The sequence below is a fragment of the Sporosarcina sp. YIM B06819 genome, from assembly GCF_033485175.1.
GTDB lineage: Bacteria > Bacillota > Bacilli > Bacillales_A > Planococcaceae > Sporosarcina.
This window is the reverse complement of record NZ_JAWLIQ010000013.1, coordinates 112,623-132,539: the sequence shown is the minus strand read 5'-3', so window position 1 is coordinate 132,539 and position 19,917 is coordinate 112,623. Positions and strand designations below refer to the sequence as shown.

20 protein-coding genes and 1 rRNA gene are annotated in these 19,917 nt (G+C 41.4%); 4 read left to right on the top strand and 17 right to left on the bottom strand.

Annotated elements, in window-relative coordinates:
• Together R2B72_RS10700 and R2B72_RS10695 are read right to left on the bottom strand one after the other, a co-directional pair.
• Positions 1 to 61 (bottom strand): 16S ribosomal RNA (locus R2B72_RS10700); the annotation flags it as partial.
• 567 nt (positions 62 to 628) lie between these two features.
• Entirely contained in the window at positions 629 to 1,492 is an 864-nt protein-coding gene (locus R2B72_RS10695; RefSeq protein ID WP_318616512.1) for a nucleotidyltransferase-like protein, read from the bottom strand.
• A gap of 128 nt (positions 1,493 to 1,620) precedes the next feature.
• On the opposite strand from R2B72_RS10695, the gene R2B72_RS10690 reads away from it, so the two are divergent.
• Positions 1,621 to 1,998 carry a YgzB family protein gene (locus R2B72_RS10690; protein WP_318616511.1) on the top strand — a complete coding sequence of 126 codons (378 nt, stop codon included), beginning with the start codon at positions 1,621 to 1,623 and terminating at the stop codon, positions 1,996 to 1,998.
• A gap of 47 nt (positions 1,999 to 2,045) precedes the next feature.
• Here R2B72_RS10690 and perR read toward each other — a convergent pair whose 3' ends face one another.
• The gene (perR, locus tag R2B72_RS10685) at positions 2,046 to 2,489 is read right to left on the bottom strand and encodes a peroxide-responsive transcriptional repressor PerR (RefSeq protein WP_318616519.1); all 444 of its coding nucleotides are present in this window, start codon (positions 2,487 to 2,489) and stop codon (positions 2,046 to 2,048) included.
• Between the two features lie 155 nt (positions 2,490 to 2,644).
• Entirely contained in the window at positions 2,645 to 3,121 is a 477-nt protein-coding gene (bcp, locus tag R2B72_RS10680; protein ID WP_318616510.1) for a thioredoxin-dependent thiol peroxidase, read from the bottom strand.
• A gap of 127 nt (positions 3,122 to 3,248) precedes the next feature.
• Between bcp and R2B72_RS10675 the strand changes: the two genes are divergently transcribed.
• Together R2B72_RS10675 and R2B72_RS10670 are read left to right on the top strand one after the other, a co-directional pair.
• On the top strand, positions 3,249 to 4,553 hold the full coding sequence (locus R2B72_RS10675) for a glutamate-1-semialdehyde 2,1-aminomutase (RefSeq protein WP_318616509.1): 1,305 nt from the start codon (positions 3,249 to 3,251) through the stop codon (positions 4,551 to 4,553).
• Between the two features lie 61 nt (positions 4,554 to 4,614).
• Complete coding sequence (locus tag R2B72_RS10670; protein ID WP_318616508.1) at positions 4,615 to 5,697, top strand: FUSC family protein; 1,083 nt, start codon at positions 4,615 to 4,617, stop codon at positions 5,695 to 5,697.
• A gap of 51 nt (positions 5,698 to 5,748) precedes the next feature.
• Here R2B72_RS10670 and nikC read toward each other — a convergent pair whose 3' ends face one another.
• From nikC to mutY, 11 genes are all read right to left on the bottom strand, one after another.
• Complete coding sequence (gene nikC, locus R2B72_RS10665) at positions 5,749 to 6,657, bottom strand: nickel transporter permease (protein ID WP_318616507.1); 909 nt, start codon at positions 6,655 to 6,657, stop codon at positions 5,749 to 5,751.
• Between the two features lie 17 nt (positions 6,658 to 6,674).
• A complete protein-coding gene (locus R2B72_RS10660) occupies positions 6,675 to 7,679 on the bottom strand; it encodes an ABC transporter permease (protein ID WP_318616505.1) in 1,005 nt (334 codons plus the stop codon).
• Positions 7,680 to 7,789: 110 nt separating this feature from the next.
• On the bottom strand, positions 7,790 to 9,421 hold the full coding sequence (locus R2B72_RS10655) for an ABC transporter substrate-binding protein (RefSeq protein ID WP_318616504.1): 1,632 nt from the start codon (positions 9,419 to 9,421) through the stop codon (positions 7,790 to 7,792).
• Positions 9,418 to 10,437 (bottom strand): dipeptide ABC transporter ATP-binding protein, encoded by a 1,020-nt coding sequence (locus R2B72_RS10650; protein ID WP_318616503.1) that lies wholly within the window; start codon positions 10,435 to 10,437, stop codon positions 9,418 to 9,420. Before R2B72_RS10650 ends, R2B72_RS10655 begins: the two co-directional genes overlap by 4 nt.
• Positions 10,409 to 11,431, bottom strand: coding sequence for an ABC transporter ATP-binding protein (locus R2B72_RS10645; protein ID WP_318616502.1), 1,023 nt, complete (start codon positions 11,429 to 11,431; stop codon positions 10,409 to 10,411). The genes R2B72_RS10650 and R2B72_RS10645 overlap by 29 nt, the downstream gene beginning before the upstream one ends.
• A 160-nt stretch (positions 11,432 to 11,591) precedes the next feature.
• Positions 11,592 to 12,611 carry an ABC transporter substrate-binding protein gene (locus tag R2B72_RS10640; RefSeq protein ID WP_318616501.1) on the bottom strand — a complete coding sequence of 340 codons (1,020 nt, stop codon included), beginning with the start codon at positions 12,609 to 12,611 and terminating at the stop codon, positions 11,592 to 11,594.
• Between the two features lie 137 nt (positions 12,612 to 12,748).
• On the bottom strand, positions 12,749 to 14,500 hold the full coding sequence (locus R2B72_RS10635) for an ABC transporter ATP-binding protein (protein ID WP_318616500.1): 1,752 nt from the start codon (positions 14,498 to 14,500) through the stop codon (positions 12,749 to 12,751).
• A gap of 57 nt (positions 14,501 to 14,557) precedes the next feature.
• Positions 14,558 to 15,103, bottom strand: coding sequence for a DUF402 domain-containing protein (locus tag R2B72_RS10630; RefSeq protein WP_318616499.1), 546 nt, complete (start codon positions 15,101 to 15,103; stop codon positions 14,558 to 14,560).
• Between the two features lie 260 nt (positions 15,104 to 15,363).
• A complete protein-coding gene (locus tag R2B72_RS10625) occupies positions 15,364 to 15,576 on the bottom strand; it encodes a gamma-type small acid-soluble spore protein (protein ID WP_318616498.1) in 213 nt (70 codons plus the stop codon).
• 65 nt (positions 15,577 to 15,641) lie between these two features.
• Positions 15,642 to 16,388, bottom strand: coding sequence for an enoyl-[acyl-carrier-protein] reductase FabL (gene fabL / locus R2B72_RS10620; protein WP_318616497.1), 747 nt, complete (start codon positions 16,386 to 16,388; stop codon positions 15,642 to 15,644).
• A gap of 3 nt (positions 16,389 to 16,391) precedes the next feature.
• Positions 16,392 to 17,450 carry an A/G-specific adenine glycosylase gene (mutY, locus tag R2B72_RS10615; protein ID WP_318616496.1) on the bottom strand — a complete coding sequence of 353 codons (1,059 nt, stop codon included), beginning with the start codon at positions 17,448 to 17,450 and terminating at the stop codon, positions 16,392 to 16,394.
• A 111-nt stretch (positions 17,451 to 17,561) separates the two neighbouring features.
• Here mutY and R2B72_RS10610 point away from each other — a divergent pair, with 111 nt between their 5' ends.
• Positions 17,562 to 18,545: a metal-dependent hydrolase gene (locus R2B72_RS10610; protein ID WP_318616495.1), complete on the top strand. Its 984-nt coding sequence runs from the start codon at positions 17,562 to 17,564 to the stop codon at positions 18,543 to 18,545.
• A 237-nt stretch (positions 18,546 to 18,782) separates the two neighbouring features.
• Here R2B72_RS10610 and R2B72_RS10605 read toward each other — a convergent pair whose 3' ends face one another.
• Together R2B72_RS10605 and recX are read right to left on the bottom strand one after the other, a co-directional pair.
• Positions 18,783 to 19,115, bottom strand: coding sequence for a YfhH family protein (locus R2B72_RS10605; RefSeq protein ID WP_318616494.1), 333 nt, complete (start codon positions 19,113 to 19,115; stop codon positions 18,783 to 18,785).
• A complete protein-coding gene (gene recX, locus R2B72_RS10600; protein WP_318616493.1) occupies positions 19,105 to 19,917 on the bottom strand; it encodes a recombination regulator RecX in 813 nt (270 codons plus the stop codon). Before recX ends, R2B72_RS10605 begins: the two co-directional genes overlap by 11 nt.

Genomic DNA, 19,917 nt, shown 5'->3' with positions numbered 1-19,917 from the left:
CTTGCATGTATTAGGCATGCCGCCAGCGTTCGTCCTGAGCCAGGATCAAACTCTCCATAATAGAAGAAAATGAATAGCTCATTTCTTGCTGGCATTAGAGAAAGATTTAACTTCATCTCTCTTCAATAATGTCATGTGTTTTGCTTAAGTGCGTTAAGCACTCTCGCTGTATTTCATTGACGTTTTGCTGTTCAGTTTTCAAGGTTCATGTTGATTTTTTTCGTTGCCGTTATCTCGCAAGCAACTTTCATATCATATCAAGTTATGCTCTCCGTGTCAACAACTAATTTCAATTTCTTTTTCGTCGTTTTCAACACTTCTGTGGAGCAACGTTTTCTATCTTAGCATCTTACCTCGAATGAGTCAACGATTAATTTCGTTTTCTTTTTTTAGGTAGTTATGCTTTGCCTCTTAGCAATTTCACTTCATTTCCTAAGCGACGTTAATTATATTAGCATGGGTTATATTTGATTGTCAACAAGATGAACGAAACTAATTTAACTTTATTCAGCAGAAGCATCTTACTTCTATATAAATGACCTGTACAAAATTAGGTTACCCCATTCAGTGAGTATCCAAATGTCTGCTGACTAAAGTTAAATAGTTCTGTAGGTGTTACCAATTCAAATCACTCTACGCTGTAATCCCTATGGAAGATCAATTCATTTTTCGAATCACTCTGAACTACTTGGATAAATCCTTTATCGATAAGAAATTCAATAAATACCTCAAGATCGATTGAGTACATCCTAACTTCTTCATGCTCATGGAGTTCTTGAATCGTCCATAGCTCTTGTGACGACATAACGTCCATAATATGACGGGCTCCATCAGCTGTTCGGTTATGAATAAAGAATTCGCTCGCAAGAAACAACAATTCCAATCGTTTCTCAAGGGGCTCCTCACTCATGATAAGCTCTTCATATAATTTATAAATCGCAGGGTCAATCTTTTTCACCTGCGACCATACGGTCACTTCTGGGAACAATCCGTTTTCAATGACTGCAAGTCGCGCAAGATGATGAAGCGATTTAACGACATGATGATAGGCATCCATATAGTTTCCTTGCTCGAAAAAAGTCTTTCCTTCCATATATCCTCTAATAAGCTTGGAAAACTCAAGCCCCATCTTCATCTTTTGACCGTAAAAAGGATACTCTTGTAATTCCGTTCGCAATTGTTCTACAAATTCATTGCGATCAAAAAAGACTTTACCGTAAAATAACCAGTCTACTACTTTTCGTTTTGATCCAAGGAGTAGCCATTTCCGCAATTGCTTTTCACTAATAATATGCATTGCAGCTTTCCCATTGCCGTCCGTGTAATGTTTCGTAAAGACAGGGATTTCTTCATCAGCGGTAATGATTAAGAGGATCGCATCGAATGTATCCGTAACAGGATCCCCTTTCCCTCTTTTTTCTACTAGAATGACGCCTAGCGTCTCTGGAAAACTTGCTCGCTCCTGATAAATTGGTCTAAGTACTTGTTCCACTACCACACCTCCCTGTCATTTCCTTTCGACAAGCAGATGGCAATATCCTTCATTGTTTGAACCTTAAATAATGTAAAAAACAAAATTTATGTTATAGTTATTGAGGATATATCAAGGAGGTCTATTGGATGAAACCATATAAAAATAAGATAAACCGAATACGTTCATTCGCCCTTGCGTTAATATTCCTCGGGGTTGTCATTATGTATATCGGGATTTTCTTTAGATCCAACGAGATTGTCATGCTTATTTTCATGACACTTGGCTTTCTTTCCATCATTGCCAGTACTGTAGTTTACGCTTGGATTGGTACGTTATCTACACGAGCCGTACAAATACAATGCCCTAGTTGTGGCAGGCATACAAAAATGCTCGGCCGTGTTGATATGTGTGGACATTGCCGCGAGCCATTGACACTTGATCCTTCACTAGAAGGAAAAGAGTTTGATGTGTCTTACAACCGTCCTCAAAAGCAGACAGTCAAGTCAACAGATGATACAAAATAAAAAAAACGTCCAATCTAGCTTCATAATGAAGTAGATCGGACGTTTTTTTATTTAACACTTGTAACATTTAGAGCACATGTGGGACATGTCCCGTATACTTCAAGGCGATGTGAATTCACTTCAAATCCCGTTACATGAGAAGCTAAACGCTCAACTTCCTCAAGGCCGGGGTGGTGGAAGTCAACAATTGTTCCACACTCATTGCAAATAATATGATAGTGATCATTTGTTACAAAATCAAAGCGACTCGAAGCGTCCCCATAGGTCAGTTCTTTAACAAGCCCAGCATTTCTAAATACACGTAAATTATTATAGACTGTTGCCACACTCATGTTAGGAAAATCACTTTCAAGCGATTTATATATTTCGTCAGCTGTCGGATGTAATTCAGAAGAAATGAGATACTCTAATATCGCATGTCGTTGTGGAGTAATTCTTACACCACTTTTTTTCAATGCGTCTAAGGCCTCTTTCAATTTCGCTTCAGACATCATACATGCACCCCAATCCATAAAGATTATCTCTTTATAATTATTATAATTAGTTTACTTAAATTAGGGCGCATATGTCAACTAAAGCGCTTGTTACTTCATATCTAAGGGCATATATAAATTCTTAGGAATTAATAACCTTTCCTAGAACCGCTTCAAGATTTCGTCAGTTGTTCCAATGTTGCAAGTGCTTCTTCTATATGCCCTTTGACTTTCACCTTGCGCCATTCCTTAACGACCGTCCCCGTTGGATCAATCAAAAACGTCGAACGCTCCATACCCATATACTCCTTGCCAAATAACTTCTTCAACTTCCAGACATCATACTGTTGTGCAACTTCGTGATGTTCATCTACAAGAAGCGAGAAAGGCAATCCGTGTTTCCCTATAAATTTGCCATGTGACGCCTCACTATCTGCGCTCACTCCAAGTACAACTGCATTCAGTTTACTAAAATCCTCATAGGCATCACGGAAATTACAAGCTTGTGTTGTACAACCAGGTGTTGAATCTTTCGGATAAAAATAAAGAACTACATATTTCTTACCAGCAAAGTCTTGTAATGAAACTACGTCCCCATTTTCATTTGGCAATGAAAATTTAGGTGCATGCAACCCTTCAAGTGTCGTCATCGTCTATTCCTCCCATATACTCTTTTCTTAATCCTATCGAATATGCTCTTCAGTTTCAATTTCTTTGGCGTATAGGCCTTGTTTTGTTTACAATAGAATGGTGATCAATCGAACGGAGGAATTAACAATGAACAGAACGAATTCGGAACAAATCTATAATGAAGCATGCGAGCATATCGTAGGAGGGGTGAATAGTCCGTCTCGAGCATACCGAGCTGTTGGCGGCGGTGCCCCTACTGTAATGGAACGTGCAGAAGGCGCTTATTTCTGGGATGTCGATGGCAATAAATATATCGACTATCTAGCTGCATATGGTCCAATCATTACGGGTCATGCGCATCCCCATATTACAGAAGCCATTGTAACAGCAGCTAAAACAGGAGTTCTATACGGTACACCTACACGCCACGAAGTGAAATTCGCAAAAATGTTGAAGAAAGCAATGCCTGGTATGGATAAAGTCCGTTTTGTTAACTCTGGAACTGAAGCTGTTATGACGACTATTCGTGTTTCCCGTGCTTATACTGGCCGCACTAAAATCATGAAATTCGCAGGCTGCTACCATGGCCATTCTGACCTCGTACTTGTTGCTGCCGGTTCTGGTCCAGCCACTCTCGGAACGCCCGATTCTGCTGGTGTGCCAAAGTCTATTGCTGAAGAAGTCATCACGATTCCATTCAACAATCCAGAAGCTTATAAAGAAGCAATGGCAAAATGGGGAGACGAAATCGCTTGTGTCCTAGTTGAACCAATCGTTGGGAACTTCGGGATTGTTGAACCAAACGAAGGGTTCCTACCACTTGTCCATGAACTTGCCGCTGAAAAAGGTGCTTTAATTGTTTATGATGAAGTAATTACAGCATTCCGTTTCCATTATGGTGGTGCTCAGGATTTACTCGGCCTTACTCCTGACTTAACTGCTTTCGGTAAAATCATCGGTGGAGGCTTGCCAATCGGAGCTTACGGCGGCAAAAAAGAAATCATGGAACAAGTTGCTCCACTAGGGCCTGCTTATCAGGCGGGAACAATGGCTGGAAATCCTGCATCTATGCTCGCGGGTATCGCATGTTTGGAAGTCCTTCAAACACCTGGTGTTTATGAAGAAATGGATCGTCTTGGCGCTATTCTCGAAGCTGGCGTAGTGGCCTCCGCAAAAGAACATGGTATTATCTTAACGACAAACCGTCTGGGAGGAGCTCTCACGCTATTTTTCACAGATGTAAAAGTAGAAAACTACGAGCAAGCTGAAGCAACAGACGGCGATGCATTCGCCAAGTTCTTTAAATTGATGTTGAAAAACGGCATTAATCTAGCACCATCGAAGTATGAAGCATGGTTTTTAACAACGGCACATACAGAACAAGACATCCAGGATACACTCGTCGCGGTCGATAAATCCTTTAAAGAACTCGCAACTATGTTGAACGATTGACCATACGACCACTTTTAGGGTACAGTAGCGAAAAATAGTTTTAGTAGAAAGGAATAATTCCATGAAACTTGGTGCCCGCATTTTTAAAACGGGCATTGCGATTGTATTCGCATTGTTCCTAGCAGAGCTGTTACATTTTCCGAATCCCGTTTTTGCAGGGATTGCAGCCATTTTTGCGATTCAACCTACTATTTACAGATCTTATTTGTCAATCATCGAACAGATTCAAGGTAATATCATCGGTGCTGTTATTGCCATTTCCTTCGTTCTTCTATTCGGTCACCAGATAGTTATCATAGGTCTGGCGGCAGTCATTATCATTTTGATTATGCTTAAATTCGGACTAGAAAAATCGATTTCGTTAGCACTTGTCGTGATGATTGCCATTATGGAAATCAAAGGCGATGAGTTCTTATCATTCGCATTACTGCGATTTTTAACGATTCTTACAGGAGTGCTTGCTGCTTTCGTGGTCAACCTACTATTTATGCCTCCGAAATACGAAACGAAACTGTTCGAATCTATCCACCAGGCACAAGACGAGATTATCCGTTGGACTCGGCTCGCCGGCAGACAAGCATCAGACCATATTGCAACGAAAAAATCGCTAACCAAATTGAAAGTACGTCTTACACAGGTCGATGAACTGTACCTTCTATTCAAAGAAGAACGCAGCTACTTTAAAAAGAGTACGAGATCGAAAGCAAGAAAACTTGTCATTTACAGGCAGATGATAACCACTTCTGGAAGTAGTTATCATGTGTTAAAAAGACTGCATCAGTATGAAAACGAACTGATTAATCTACCCGAACATTTCCGTATGATGGTGCAAGAGCGTCTGGATACCTTACTAACTTATCACGAACAGCTCCACTTAAAATTTGTCGGTAAGTTAAAGGCAGATAAAATAAACACCAACCACACTGATGACTTTATACAGCGTCATGAAGTGATGGAGATATTCACTAAAGAAATTGCGATTACAAAACAAGAAGAAGAGTTTTCTGCTTATCACCTTCTTCATATTCTATCGTCTATTTTGAATTACGAAGAACAACTTGAGCATCTCGACAAGCTCATTGTGTCTTTCCAAAAGTATCATAATAATGAAATAGATATGAAGTTGAAAGAGGACATCTATTAAAAAAGTAGCGCCGAGGTTAACAAACCCTAGCGCTACTTTTTTTATCTTCATTTAACTCTTCATCCGCGGATCTAGTGCATCACGTAAACCATCGCCCATTAGGTTAAATCCGAGGACGGTAAACATAATCGCAAGTCCTGGGAAAATCATTGTCCATGGAGCCGACTGCAAATAGTTTTTCGAGTCCGCAAGTATTGTTCCCCATTCCGGTTGTGGTGCCTGTGCCCCTAGGCCAAGAAAACCAAGAGCCGCTGTTTCAAGAATGGCTGTTGCAATAGCGAGCGTACCCTGAACAATAACAGGAGCCATCGAATTCGGCAAGATATGGGAATAGAGAATCCGAATATCCTTCATACCAATTGCTTTTGCCGCCATAATGTATTCATCTTCTTTAATACTTAATACTTTCGAACGGATTAGCCTTCCAAAGTTCGGCACATTAATAATTGCAATAGCGATAAGTGCATTTCTCAAGCTTGGCCCAAGCACTGAAACAATCGCAATGGCCAATAGAATAGAAGGGAATGCAAGCATAATATCAAATAACCTTGAAATCACCGTATCTACCCAACGGCCATAATACCCTGCAACAACGCCTAGTATGCTTCCAATAACAACCGACCCAATAACCGAGAAGAAACCAACCGATAGAGAAATGCGTGCCCCGTGGATAATTCTCGAAAGAATATCTCTTCCAAGGTCATCTGTTCCAAGCCAGTACTCACTCGAGGGAGGGAGAAGCCGATCCGCTAATTTTTGGTCATTAATGCCCTCTATCGGAATAAATGAAACATATTGCGATAGAAAGCCGACTCCTGCCAGCAAAATAAAGAAGACTACAATTCCAGCCCCGACAACAGCTACTTTGTTCTTGCTGAAACTTCTCCATGCTTCACGCCCTGGTCCTGCTGCTTTTTCTATTTCTACATTGTCATTCACTTTTGGCACAAATTCAGACATTTACGCTTCCCCCTTCCTCAGTCATATTTAATCCTCGGATCGATAAGACCGTACAACAAGTCAACAATCAGGTTAATCATGACGAAGAAGAATGCAACAATAAGAATGCCTGATTGGATAACTGGATAATCCCTTGCACCGATGGCATCGTAAATATAGCGACCAATACCAGGCCAAGCAAAAATGGATTCTGTCAAAATAGCACCGCCAAGGAGCATCCCCATTTGCAAACCAATAATCGTCAACACTGGAATGATTGCATTTTTCAATGCATGTTTATAAACAACCCAAAACATTTTTTGTCCTTTTGCCCGCGCCGTACGCACATAATCCGCCCGCATGACCTCAAGCATACTGGAGCGCGTCATCCGCGCAATAATCGCCATCGGAATTGTCGCCAGCGCCAAGCCAGGTAAAATAAGGTGGCGAATCACTTGCCATAACTGATCAAAACGCCCTTGAATAATGGTATCGAGCACATAGAGATTCGTTATTGGACTTATCGGATCACGAACTTCCATCCGGCCAGTCGTTGGTAGCCAATGCAGCTCCAATGCAAACACCCATTGCCCCATGAGACCAAGCCAAAAAATAGGCATTGACACCCCAACAAGTGCTAAAATCATTGCTGTATAATCAAACCAAGAATTTTGGAACCATGCTGAAATAATTCCAGCATTAACACCGATAACAATAGCAATAATGATGGCAAACAGAGCCAATTCAAAAGTAGCCGCAAAATATGGCCATATTTCATCTGCAACAGGTGCTCGCGTTCTCATCGATTCGCCTAAATTACCTTGGAGCAAATCGCCCAGGTAACGAAAATATTGAATATACCACGGATTATCGAGTCCAAGCTTAATCGTCAATGCCTCAACAGCCTCTTTACTTGCCTGTTGCCCGAGAATAACCTGTGCGGGATTACCCGGAATGGCCCGGATGATCATGAATACGATGAACGTCATCCCAAGTAGGACAGGAATGAGCTGCAGCAACCTTTTCCCAATATAGCTGAGCATAATTTTTCACCTCTCCAACTCTTCTATCAACTTATATGTATCCATCAAATGAAAGAGAAAAGGAAGAAATCCGAAAGACCTCTTCCTTTCCATTCAATTCTTACAATCTTTTACTTGAATTCTACTTTTGATAATAAATCCGAGGCAATTGGGCCTGGAACGAAACCTGTTAAATCTTTAGATCCTCCAAGAAGCGGAGTTGAGTGAGCAAGTGGTACCCATGGAGCTTCCTCATGAATAATTTCCTGTGCTTTTTTGTAAAGCTCATTACGTTTTTCTTCATCTACCTCAGTTTGTGCTTCGATTAATAACTTGTGCATCTCATCATTTGAGAAATACGTGTAGTTGTTACTTCCGATATTGTCTTCATCTAGCAAAGCGTATAGGAAGTTATCTGCATCTCCGTTATCACCCGTCCAACCTAGCATGAATGCATCAGCATCTCCTTTACTTGCAAGGTCCAAGTAAGTTGCCCACTCATGTGATACAATGCTGGCTTTGACGCCGATATCTGCAAGATTTTTCTGGATAACTTCAGCAACTTTTTTACCGTCTGGCATGTATGGGCGTGGAACAGGCATTGCCCATAGTTCCATTTCAAAACCATCCGCTAGGCCCGCTTGTGCCAGAAGTTCTTTTGCTTTTTCAGGATTATATTCGTAGCCTTTGATATCATCGTTATAGCCTGAAATGGATGGAGGCATTGGATTTTTTGCAACATTTGCGCGCCCTTCAAAAAATGCATCGACGATAGATTGTTTATCAATCGCATAGTTAATCGCTTGACGTACTTCTTTCTTATCGAAAGGAGGACGTGTAACTGTCAAGCCTAGGTAACCAACGTTCATGGAAGGACGTTCAAACAACTGTAAATCAGCATTGCCTTCAATCGCTTGACCATCAGATGGGTTAATACCATCTGCTAATTCGATTTCTCCACTCATCAATGCATTCAAACGTGCTGTATTGTCAGGAATTGAACGGAAAATAATTTTGTTGAGCTTTGGTAATCCTTCTTGCCAATAATCATCAAACTTCTCAATTGTAATCGTTTCATTTGGCTTCCATTCAACAAATTTGAATGGCCCAGTACCAACTGGATTTCTTTCAAACTGATCGTCACCTTGTTCAAATGCTGTTGGACTTGCAATCGCAAACATACTCATTGCAAGATTTTTTAAGAATGGTGCTTGCGGGCGCGTCAATTTTATTACGACTGTATTAGCACCGTCTGCTGTAATCGACTCAATAACATGACCTTCATCACCTTTAAAGCCACCGAATGTTGTGTTGTAATATGGGAATTTTTCTGCATTCCCATTAGCCCAACGCTCAAAGTTTTTTACGACCGCGTCAGCATTAAAGTCAGTTCCATCATGGAACTTAACGCCTTCACGCAGTTTGAACGTATATGTTAAACCATCTTCACTCGGCGCCCATTCTGTTGCAAGTCCTGGGTTAACCGCCGTGTCCTGCTCCCCGAAGTTCAGAAGCGTTTCGTAAAGATTAACTGTAACCTTGAAGGATTCCCCTTCAGTAACACGGGATGGATCCAGTGAAGAAGAATCACCACCGCGTCCAAATACCAATGTATCTTTGACGTTTTCGCTAACAACCTTTCCTTCACCTTCGCTCTTCGTTTCTTCTGGCTTTTCGCCACCAGGTGATGCACAGGCTGCAAGAGCTGCTGAAAGTACCAGTAGCAACATCATGCCGAACGACCATAACTTTCTTTTATTCATACTGACCCCTCCATCTGTTTCTGTTTTATATCATTGCCGATTTGTTCACTGTAAAGGTGACAAGCGACAGAATGACCCGAAGAATGTTCAATAAGCGACGGTACAACTTTCATACACACGTCCATTTTAAACGGACAGCGCGTATGGAATGTGCAACCTGACGGTGGATTTGCCGGATTCGGAATATCCCCTTCAAGAATAACCTGCTCTTTTTTGAAATCTGGATCCGGTACAGGCACGGCCGATAATAGCGCCTGTGTGTAAGGATGAAGCGCTTCCTTATATAGCTGTTCACTTTCCGCAATCTCCACCATTTTCCCCAAATACATTACACCGACACGGTCACTAATATGACGGACAACGCCTAAATCATGGGCGATGAAAATATAAGTAAGTTTGAAATCCTTTTGCAAATCCTGCATCAAATTTAATACTTGCGCTTGAATAGAAACATCCAATGCCGATACAGGCTCGTCCGCAATGATCAATTTAGGATTTGTCATTAACGCACGGGCAATGCCAATTCGTTGCCTTTGCCCTCCACTAAACTGATGAGGATAGCGCTTCGCATGGTAAGCACTTAACCCAACAACCTCCAAAAATTCATGCACTTTCTTTTTACGCTCTTTCGAATTGCTTATACCGTGAACGATCAGCGGCTCTTCCAAAATCTTCTCAATCGTATGACGCGGATTCAAGGATGCATATGGGTCTTGAAACACCATTTGAATTTCTCGTCTCGTTTTCCTCATTTCTTCAGTAGATAAAGACGTTAACTCTTTACCATCAAATTCTACCGTCCCCTCAGTCGGTTCCAGTAGTCGCATCAGCATCCGGCCAGTTGTCGATTTACCACAGCCCGACTCACCAACGATGCCAAGCGTTTCGCCTTCATTGACATAAAACGATACATCATCTACTGCTTTGACATAGCCAACTGTTTTGCCAAGTAGCCCTTTTTTAATAGGAAAATACTTTTTTAAACCTTCAACTTTCAATAAGGGCTTTGTCGTCATTTACTCCCACCCCTTCTCCATCGTATAAGAAGCATCGTGTTTGATGAACATCCGAAGTTTCATATAATTCAGGGTTTTCCTTCTGGCAACGGTCAAACGCAAATTCACATCTCTCTGCAAATCGGCAACCTTGTCGAATCGAACCAGGTTTAGGAACGCTTCCCGGAATGGAATAAAGTCGATCTTTTTTATACCGCATATCAGGCACTGACTGAATCAACCCTTTAGTATAGGGATGTTGAGGGTCATCGAAAATTTGCTTAGCTGATGCTTCTTCAATAATTTGCCCTGCATACATGACAATGACGCGTTCACATGTTTCTGCCACAACACCCAAATCATGCGTGATAAGAAGCACAGCTGTATTCAATCTCGTATTCAATTCTCTCATCAACTTCAAAATTTGCGCTTGAATCGTCACGTCAAGAGCAGTTGTCGGTTCATCTGCAATCAACACTTTAGGATCACAAACAAGCGCCATCGCAATCATCACTCTTTGCCGCATTCCACCTGATAATTGGTGAGGATAGTCTTTCATAATTCCTTCCGCCCGAGGCAGCCCGACAAGTTTCAGCATGTCAATCGCACGAATTGCCGCCTTTTTTTTACTCCAGCCCTTTTCATGAATCAAAATAGCCTCGATCATCTGATTGCCAATGGTGAACAACGGATTCAATGACGTCATCGGCTCTTGGAATATCATCGCAATGTCATTGCCACGAATATGTCTCATTTGCCTTTCCGACATCTCTAATAAATCTTTGCCCTCAAAAAGAATTTCCCCACCAACAATTTTCCCAGGCGGCTTCGGTATAAGCCCCATGATAGAAAGAGACGTTACACTTTTACCGCAGCCGGATTCACCAACAATCCCAAGAATCTCTCCTTCTTTCACATGAAAATCAACATGATCCACAGCCGGTATTTCCCCTGAATCCGTAAAAAAGGTCGTCTGTAAATCTTTCACTTCGAGGACTATCTTCCTCTCACTCATCAGATCACCTTTTTCTCAATCTATTAAATCCAAAATTTAAAGTTATCACCATTATACAATTGTTCCGAATAAACACAATACTATTTTCATATATTCATTGTTTGGAAATAAAAAAAGCTATCCGTTACCCAAGAAAAATTCTTGGATCGGATAGCTTTTTTCAATCTTCCTCTAGTTGTAATTCAAACTGTACTTTCGACAATACATCAAAACCTGTCAATCGTGGTACAAAACCTAACAACTCTTTTGTCGCGCCAAGAAGTGGTAATGAATTGACATTTGGAATGGATGAAACATTTTCATAAATATTTTCTACAAACGGGCGTTCAAAAAATTGTAAGTCTTCATCGTTGGCAATTTCCAGCCTGTCTGCTGGATTGATGCTATCAGCTAAATCGATATCCTTGGCTATCAATGCATTCAGGCGTGCAATATTGTTCGGAATTGACTTAAAAACAATTTTGTTGAGCTTCGGCAATTCTTCTTGCCAATACCCTTCAAATTTCACCAGTGTAATGGTTTCGTTCAACTTCCCTTCGCCAAATTTAAACGGCCCTGTACCCACAGGAATGTTTTCAGTGTCAATCTCGGCTTGTTCCAACGATGTTGGACTTACCATTGAAAATGGATTCATCGTTAGATTTTTTAAAAATGATTCTTGCGGGTAATTTAACTCGATAATGACAGTATCGTCACCATCAGCCTTCACAGATTTTATAACAGAACCCCCATCTTTTTTGAAGCCATCGAAAACTAAGCCATAGTAAAAGAAGTCTTCTGCGTTGCCATTACTCCAACGTTCAAAGTTACTCACAACAGCATCTGCATTAAAATCTGTTTCATCATGAAATTTAACATCTTGTCTTAGCTTAAACGTATACGTCAAACCATCATCCGTAGACTCCCACTTTTCTGCTAAACCAGGAACAACCGTTGTATCTTGCTCCCCAAGGTTCACCAGCGTCTCATACATATTGGCAATAACGACAAAGGAATCTCCTTCCTTCATATGAGCAGGATCAAGTGAAGAAGCGCTCCCACTATGTCCGTAAGTCAATATTTTTTTCCTGTTTTCTTGCGTAGTATCATTATCCGAATCCGACGAACTACATGCTACCAGTATCATCGAAAGGACAAGCATTACTATCAAAGCAAATGACCTAGACGTCATTTTTCTCATAAAAAAACCTCCATCTGTTTTCTATCGCCTATACTAAACGTGCTGGACGATAAATTGTTCCTGAACGCCAACCTACTTATTATATAACTTATACTATCATACGCCAATCCAATACTTGAACATCTTTAGGCTTGTCTTTATTGACCGAGCATTTGTACTTGGAATAATCCATAGTAAATCCCTTGCTCTTTCATCAGCTGCTCATGTGTTCCCATCTCTTTTAACTCTCCCGAATCAATCACTAAAATCTTATCGGCATGCGTAATTGTAGATAATCTGTGTGCAACTACGAGTGTAGTTCGGTCATTTGCGAGTCTTTCCAACGACTCTTGAATGAGCGCCTCACTTTCAAGATCGAGTGCTGACGTTGCTTCATCCAGCACGAGAAGCGGTGGATTTTTCAAGAAGACCCGAGCAATTGCAATCCGTTGCTTCTGCCCACCCGATAATTTCACTCCACGTTCTCCGACTGTTGTATCATAGCCAAGTGGTAATGACTCAATGAAGTCATGTGCATTCGCTGCTTTTGCAGCAGTAATCACTTCCTCATCTGACGCATCAGGATTGCCCATCAATATATTACTTTTTACAGAATCACTAAATAAAATATTGTCCTGTAAAACGATACCGATTTGATTGCGCAATGATTTCACTGTCACATCTCGTAAATCATAACCATCTATTCGTACAGTCCCGCCTGTAACATCAAAGAATCGGGGAATTAAACTAATAACCGTCGACTTCCCGCCGCCACTCATCCCAACAAATGCGACCGTTTCTCCAGGATTGACAGTGAAATCAATATCATTCAAAACAACTTCCCCATCTTGCTCATAAGAAAAGCGAACTTTGTCAAACTCGATTTTCCCACTTATCGGTGGAAGTTCGACCGCATTTTCCTTATCCGTAATATCATACTTCTCCTCCATCAATTCAAAAACACGGTCCATCGAAGCAAATGATTGTGTCAATGATGTCGATGAATTCACAAGTCGACGAAGTGGACTATATAACCTGTCAATATAAGCAATAAATGCTACCATCGTTCCGACGGATAACGAGCCGTTTATGACCTGATAACCTGCATAGGCAAGGACAAGTAAAGGTGCAACATCTGTGATTGTATTAACGACAGCAAATGCTTTAGCATTCCATTTTGTATGATCGATGGCCTTATCAAGAAACTGACCGTTTACCTCATCAAAGTTCTTCTGCTCTTTTTCTTCCAGTGCAAAACTTTTGATGACACTGACGCCTGAAACGCGTTCATGTAAGTAACTTTGCACATTTGCTAAGGCTTGTGATCGTTTGCGCGTCAGTTCCCGTAGCTTGCCGAAAAAATGTTTGACACTATAGGCATAGAAAGGAAATGCTAGCAATGTAACAATTGTCAGTGGAATGTCCAACGTTAACATAATCACAATTGCGATTATGATTGTCGCCAAATCAAGCCAGACATTCATCAACCCAATCATGACAAAGTTCTTTGTTTGCTCCACGTCATTGATAACACGTGAAATGACTTCCCCTGCCCGCGTATTCGAGTAATAACTCAGGCTTAGTTTTTGTAAATGACCGTACAATACCTGGCGGATATCATACAATATTTTGTTGCTGACATACTGCGCGTAATATTGTCGATAATATTCGACTGGTGGCCGAGCGATGAAAAACAACAGTGCCGTTCCACCAAGCCAGTAAAATAATTGACTTGTCATTTCTGCTTTCGTCAGTACTTCCGATCCAATCACATCATCAATAATAATCTTAATCAGTATGGGGATAAAAAGCGGAATCGCAAATTTGATAATCCCCAAAAGAATCGTCAATAGGATGAGTCCATTGTACGGCTTCACGAACTTCATATAGCGTTTAATACTGTCACCCATTCTTGTAACCTCCTCATAAAAAGAGCCTGCCGCAAAACAATCGCGGTCAGGCTTTTTTCACTTACTGTTCTTGACCTGCTTGTAAAACGCATACCTAGACGTCCATACTTCAATGAAGTCGGGAGCGAACGGTCCCCGACGTTGCTTGATCCAATTTAGCAACGTCGTCATATTTCTTTTCATAATCTGATCAATAACATCTGGATATTCCATCTGTTTCTTATGATCTGCATATTCATCCTCATCAAGAATCATATAACTCATATCAGGGAACACCTTTACATCGAGATCATAATCGATATACTTCAATGATTTGTTATCGTAGACGAATGGTGAACTCATATTGACGTAATAATAAACGCCATCTTCTCTTAACATACAAATAATATTGAACCAATGCTCGGCATGGAAATAGCAAATAGAAGGTTCGCGCGTTAACCATGTGCGACCGTCCGCTTCCGTAACGAGCGTCCGCTCATTCGCACCAATGACAATATTGCGAGTTCCTTTCAATACGACTGTTTCTTGCCAAACACGATGAATGCTACCGTTATGTTTGTAACTATGTACTTGTATCGTTTCTCCTTCTGTAGCAATCGCCATGATTATACCCACCCTTTAGTTGCCGGAAAATTTCGAAGCTCTCATTATTTCATCATTATACCAACAGAACAGTGAAATTTGAAATCTTATAATCCTTTTTTCTTATTTTTATGTATGAATTACGCCTTGGCGTAATTGCCTCCAGATTTTTCGAGCTAGGGGCCTACAGGGGGAAGGATAGAGGTAAGGTCTTCTGCTGAATGAAGATAAGAAAACCGACAGAAGCAGTTAGCTTCTGTCGGCCGGTGATGTCCATCCACTTATTTCATGCCGTTTTCATAGTTGTTCGCGCGCGTTCCGGAAGCATTTTTCTTGTTTGCTTCAGATTGTTGGTTTTGTTTGCGAACTTCATTTACATCTGTTTCAGATCCAAACTCTTCAGCCATCGGGGTATATGATTGGTTTTGTTGTGATAGCTGATTTTGTTTCTTCACTTTGTTCGCATTCGTTTGATTCGAGTTATTGTTTTTCAATGGATTTTCACCTCCGTACACACTAACATGTGCAAGAAGTTCATTTTCTATCCCATTGGAATTCTTTACAATAATATAGAGCGACCGCCATCAACGATAATCGTTTGTCCACGGATCATATCTGCGCCATCCGAAATAAGGAACATTGCGGTTTTTACCATATCTTCTATTTCAACCATGCGACCTGCTGGCGTATTGATACGTGCATCTTCTAACACTTCTTCGCGATTTGGAAAATGCTTCAATGCCTCTGTATCAAGTGCTCCTCCTGACACCGTGTTCACCGCAATACCTTTTGGAGCAAGTTCAACAGCAAGATAGCGCGTAATCGACTCAATCGCCGCTTTCGAAACGCCAACTGTCGTATAGTTTTCAAGATAACGAATTGAACCAAGCGAACTAACCCCAAGGATCTTACCACCCTTGTCCATTAGCTTTGCCGCTTCCTGTGCGCCAAATAGCATCGCCTTCGCGTTAATATTCATCGTCCAATCCCAGTGCGATTCTTCTAGCTCCATAACAGGACGTAACACGCCTGATGCTGCATTCGATACGAAGACATCTAGGCGTCCAAATTCCTCTTTCACTTGTTCAAACATGACGCGCAACTTAGCAACATCGCCAACATTAGCACGAATCATCATTGCTTTTCTACCGAGCGCTTCAATTTCTTTTACGGTCTCTTCCGCGGCAGATCGACTACGCGCATAGTTCACGACGATATCATAACCTTGTTTTGCCAGCTCAATGGCTAGCGCCTTCCCTAATCCTCTTGAGCTTCCAGTTACTAACGCCACTTTATTATTAGCCATCCATTATTCCCCCCGTTTAATTTCTTCCCATATTTTTATGACAGGCACAGGCTTCGGCAATGCTTCGACCTCTTGATTTGTAAAAAATTTGAAGCCTTTCGGAATCGTTTCCGCCTCTGTCATTCGTGCCTTAAAGCTTTTCATCTCCCACGTAATATGAGAAAAGATATGTTTAAATGATAGTAGTTCAACAAATTCCTCCAGCTCAATATCAAATTGTTCTTTCACTTTTTCTGGCAGCGTCTTGCCATCCAGTAACTCAATCATCGGGAATTCCCACAATCCCGCAAGCAAACCTTTCGCGGGTCTTTGTCTTAATAACCACTCCCCCTGCTCATTCTGTATTGCAAATGACGCCACTGGAATCACTTTCATCGTTGTTTTCTTCGTCTTGACAGGCAACTCTTCCTGCCTTCCTTCATGAAAAGCGGTGCAAAAATCACGCACAGGACATAGTAGGCATTTTGGCTTCGGTGTGCAAATCGTCGCTCCAAGCTCCATTAATCCTTGATTGAAGGAAGAAGGATCTTTTTTGTCGATTAAATCCATTACGACATCCTCGAAAATCTTTTTCGTACGTGGAATCGCAATATCATCTTCTATAAGAAGGAGTCTGGACATTACGCGCATGACATTTCCATCGACAGCATGCTCTGGAACACCATAAGCAATGCTAAGTACTGCGCCAGCTGTATATGGCCCAACACCTTTTAACGTAGAAATCTCTTTACGCGTATCCGGTACTTCCCCGCCATAACTTTCAACAACTTCTCGGACTCCCGCCTGCAAATTTCTTGCGCGCGAATAATAACCTAGTCCTTCCCACATTTTCAACAAATCATTTTCATCTGCATCTGCAAGTGCTTCCATCGTTGGAAAACTGTCGATGAATCGCTCATAATAAGGGATCACCGTATCAACTCTTGTTTGTTGCAACATAACCTCAGAAACCCATATATAATAAGGGTCTGATGTATTACGCCATGGCAAATCCCTTTTTTCACGATGATACCAGGAAAGAAGGGATTCGCGGAATTCTTCTTTTTTCTTAATAATCTGCATGATTTACTCCTTATCACATATGCTTACTGTTAATCGGAAAAGGGTATATACTTATTAGATAGCAACGTACTTTTATGCCTGCCGTTAATCTCAGGCTGAGGGAGTGATCACTTGGATACTGGAACACATATTGTCATGGGTATTGCACTCGGCGGTCTAGCACTAGCAGACCCTGTCGTTTCAACCGACACCGCTACGTTAAGTGCTGTCGTGGCAGGCGTCATCGTCGGTTCGCTTATCCCAGATGTCGACACCGTTTTAAAATTAAGAAATAACGCCGTCTATATTCGGAATCATCGGGGAATTACACATTCCATCCCCGCAGTGTTATTATGGCCGCTCATCATCACGATATTGTTATCCTTTATAACACCCGGTGCTAACTTCATTCACCTATGGGCGTGGACATTTCTCGCCGTTTTTCTGCATGTCTTCGTCGATATTTTTAATTCGTATGGTACACAAGCATTACGACCCTTTTCAAACAAATGGGTCGCTATCGGAGTCATCAATACATTCGATCCTATCATCTTCACCTTACACGCCATCGCCATCATTTTTTGGGGATTTGGCGCCAATCCAGTCTATACAATTTTAGCAACCTACGTGGTCATTTTCTTTTATTATCTACTGCGCTTTGCGATTAAATCCGCAGTAAAAAAAGCCGTTCACAATACAGTTCCCGATGCAACGGAAATTATCATTGCACCAACGATGCGTTTTTTCCAATGGAGAATCGCTGCATCCTCTGAGACATGTCATTATGTTGGGCGAGCTTACGGAAGGTCCGTTAATATTTATGACCGATTTGAACGAATGCCCATGCCAAAATCACCTGAAATTGACGTAGCTATGTGTGATAAAAATATCGAGGCATTCATATCGTTTTCTCCGATTTATCGCTGGTCCGTCACAAGCGTTGGTGACTTATGCGAAGTACGCCTCATCGATTTGCGCTACCGGAGCAAAGGGTATTATCCCTTTGTCGCAGTTGCACATGTCGATAAAGAACTCAACATCGTTAATTCCTATACAGGCTGGATTTTCTCTGAGGATAAGCTGCGAAAAAAATTGAATTTCGCTCCGAATTCATGAGAAAAGCGTAGGGCGCTTGAATAAAGGAACGCAGTCTAAGTACGCCGTATCCTGAATATGTGCCTTAATTTCTGCAAAAAGCACAGAAATACGGCAAATCGAACCCTCCGCAGTTCGATTGGCAACAAGGAAGGATGCAGTTCAATCCTTCCCCACTGCGTAACTCATCTCCTGTGAGCCTCCGAGCATCTGGAGCCCGGTGTCTAGACAATAAAAAAGGCTGTGCTATAGCCTTTTTTATTTTCCTTCTTTAACCGTCTTCAACATCGCAATTGGCAATGCCTCCATTGCGCGTTCGCCGCCTAGTCTATACCCCCAAGCAAATCGTCCTTTTAAGTAATCCACATGGAAAAAGACTCCCTCGTCTCCATCAATACGGTAAATTTCATCCTTGACGATGGTCGCCGGGTCAATTAAATACGATTGTGCCATAACTGCTTTGCGTTGATAAACCGCATACTCATTCACCATGCCAAGTTGCTCAGCTTTTCGTGCCTTTTCCATAATCTTGCCGATTTCCGTACGTAACTCATGTTCTGTCATCTGACTATATTTTTTTTCATTCTCCATCTTCCTCATTCTCCTTCTTTTCAATAAATGCATCTATCCGGTCAAACGGAATACCTTTTTGGTACATCGCCTGTTTCACTCGGTTATGTAAGTTGCGCCCACTAAACTTTGAACTATACCGACGCCATGCCTTCTCCCCCATTGACTCAGTGATGCTTGTCCATTCATCGTCTTCCCGCTCGAAGTCGACGTTATCAAGCGCTTGTTTAATAATATCAAATGAATAGCCTTTACGTAGCAAGGCATTTTGGATTTTTTGTTTCAATTGTGATGGGGCTACAGAACGGTTGGCATTGGCTGCCTTTTCTGCGAGCTTGGTTGCAATTTGTAGCTGTTCCGCTTCTGGATACGATTCAAGCACTTTATCTTGCAACTCCTTCTCAATCCCTTTTTTATGCATCTCCTGCTGAATGGCCCTTGGACCTTGACTCGATGAATTCTTCTTTGTTTGCAGGAGAGCTTCTGAAAATGTTTCATCATTCAAAAAGCCTAGTTCTTTCAATTTGATAATCGCTTCATTCACAATGGCTTCACCATACTCAAGGTCCAACAGCTTTTTCTTTACTTCAAACTCGCTGCGCATTCTAAAACCGAGATAATGGAGCGCACGATTAAACGCTTTGCGAATTTCGTCTTCATAAACCATATCATCAATGGACCAGTCTTCCAGCACCATTCCTTTAGTTAAGCCAAATTTAACAAGTACAGATTCATGGACACTATAGGCATACTTTTCATCAAGGAAAATATTGTATCGTTCGTTATCTTTTTTCTGTTGTGTTATCTTCGTAATGATAGGCAT

Coding starts and splice junctions, on each gene's coding strand:
- R2B72_RS10640 (WP_318616501.1), bottom strand. CDS start 12,611: ATGAGAAAAATGACGTCTAGGTCATTTGCTTTGATAGTAATGCTTGTC.
- R2B72_RS10650 (WP_318616503.1), bottom strand. CDS start 10,437: ATGACGACAAAGCCCTTATTGAAAGTTGAAGGTTTAAAAAAGTATTTT.
- R2B72_RS10670 (WP_318616508.1), top strand. CDS start 4,615: ATGAAACTTGGTGCCCGCATTTTTAAAACGGGCATTGCGATTGTATTC.
- R2B72_RS10675 (WP_318616509.1), top strand. CDS start 3,249: ATGAACAGAACGAATTCGGAACAAATCTATAATGAAGCATGCGAGCAT.
- bcp (WP_318616510.1), bottom strand. CDS start 3,121: ATGACGACACTTGAAGGGTTGCATGCACCTAAATTTTCATTGCCAAAT.
- R2B72_RS10630 (WP_318616499.1), bottom strand. CDS start 15,103: ATGGCGATTGCTACAGAAGGAGAAACGATACAAGTACATAGTTACAAA.
- R2B72_RS10690 (WP_318616511.1), top strand. CDS start 1,621: ATGAAACCATATAAAAATAAGATAAACCGAATACGTTCATTCGCCCTT.
- nikC (WP_318616507.1), bottom strand. CDS start 6,657: ATGTCTGAATTTGTGCCAAAAGTGAATGACAATGTAGAAATAGAAAAA.
- recX (WP_318616493.1), bottom strand. CDS start 19,917: ATGCCTATCATTACGAAGATAACACAACAGAAAAAAGATAACGAACGA.
- R2B72_RS10660 (WP_318616505.1), bottom strand. CDS start 7,679: ATGCTCAGCTATATTGGGAAAAGGTTGCTGCAGCTCATTCCTGTCCTA.
- perR (WP_318616519.1), bottom strand. CDS start 2,489: ATGTCTGAAGCGAAATTGAAAGAGGCCTTAGACGCATTGAAAAAAAGT.
- R2B72_RS10655 (WP_318616504.1), bottom strand. CDS start 9,421: ATGAATAAAAGAAAGTTATGGTCGTTCGGCATGATGTTGCTACTGGTA.
- R2B72_RS10605 (WP_318616494.1), bottom strand. CDS start 19,115: ATGGAGAATGAAAAAAAATATAGTCAGATGACAGAACATGAGTTACGT.
- fabL (WP_318616497.1), bottom strand. CDS start 16,388: ATGGCTAATAATAAAGTGGCGTTAGTAACTGGAAGCTCAAGAGGATTA.
- R2B72_RS10635 (WP_318616500.1), bottom strand. CDS start 14,500: ATGGGTGACAGTATTAAACGCTATATGAAGTTCGTGAAGCCGTACAAT.
- mutY (WP_318616496.1), bottom strand. CDS start 17,450: ATGCAGATTATTAAGAAAAAAGAAGAATTCCGCGAATCCCTTCTTTCC.
- R2B72_RS10645 (WP_318616502.1), bottom strand. CDS start 11,431: ATGAGTGAGAGGAAGATAGTCCTCGAAGTGAAAGATTTACAGACGACC.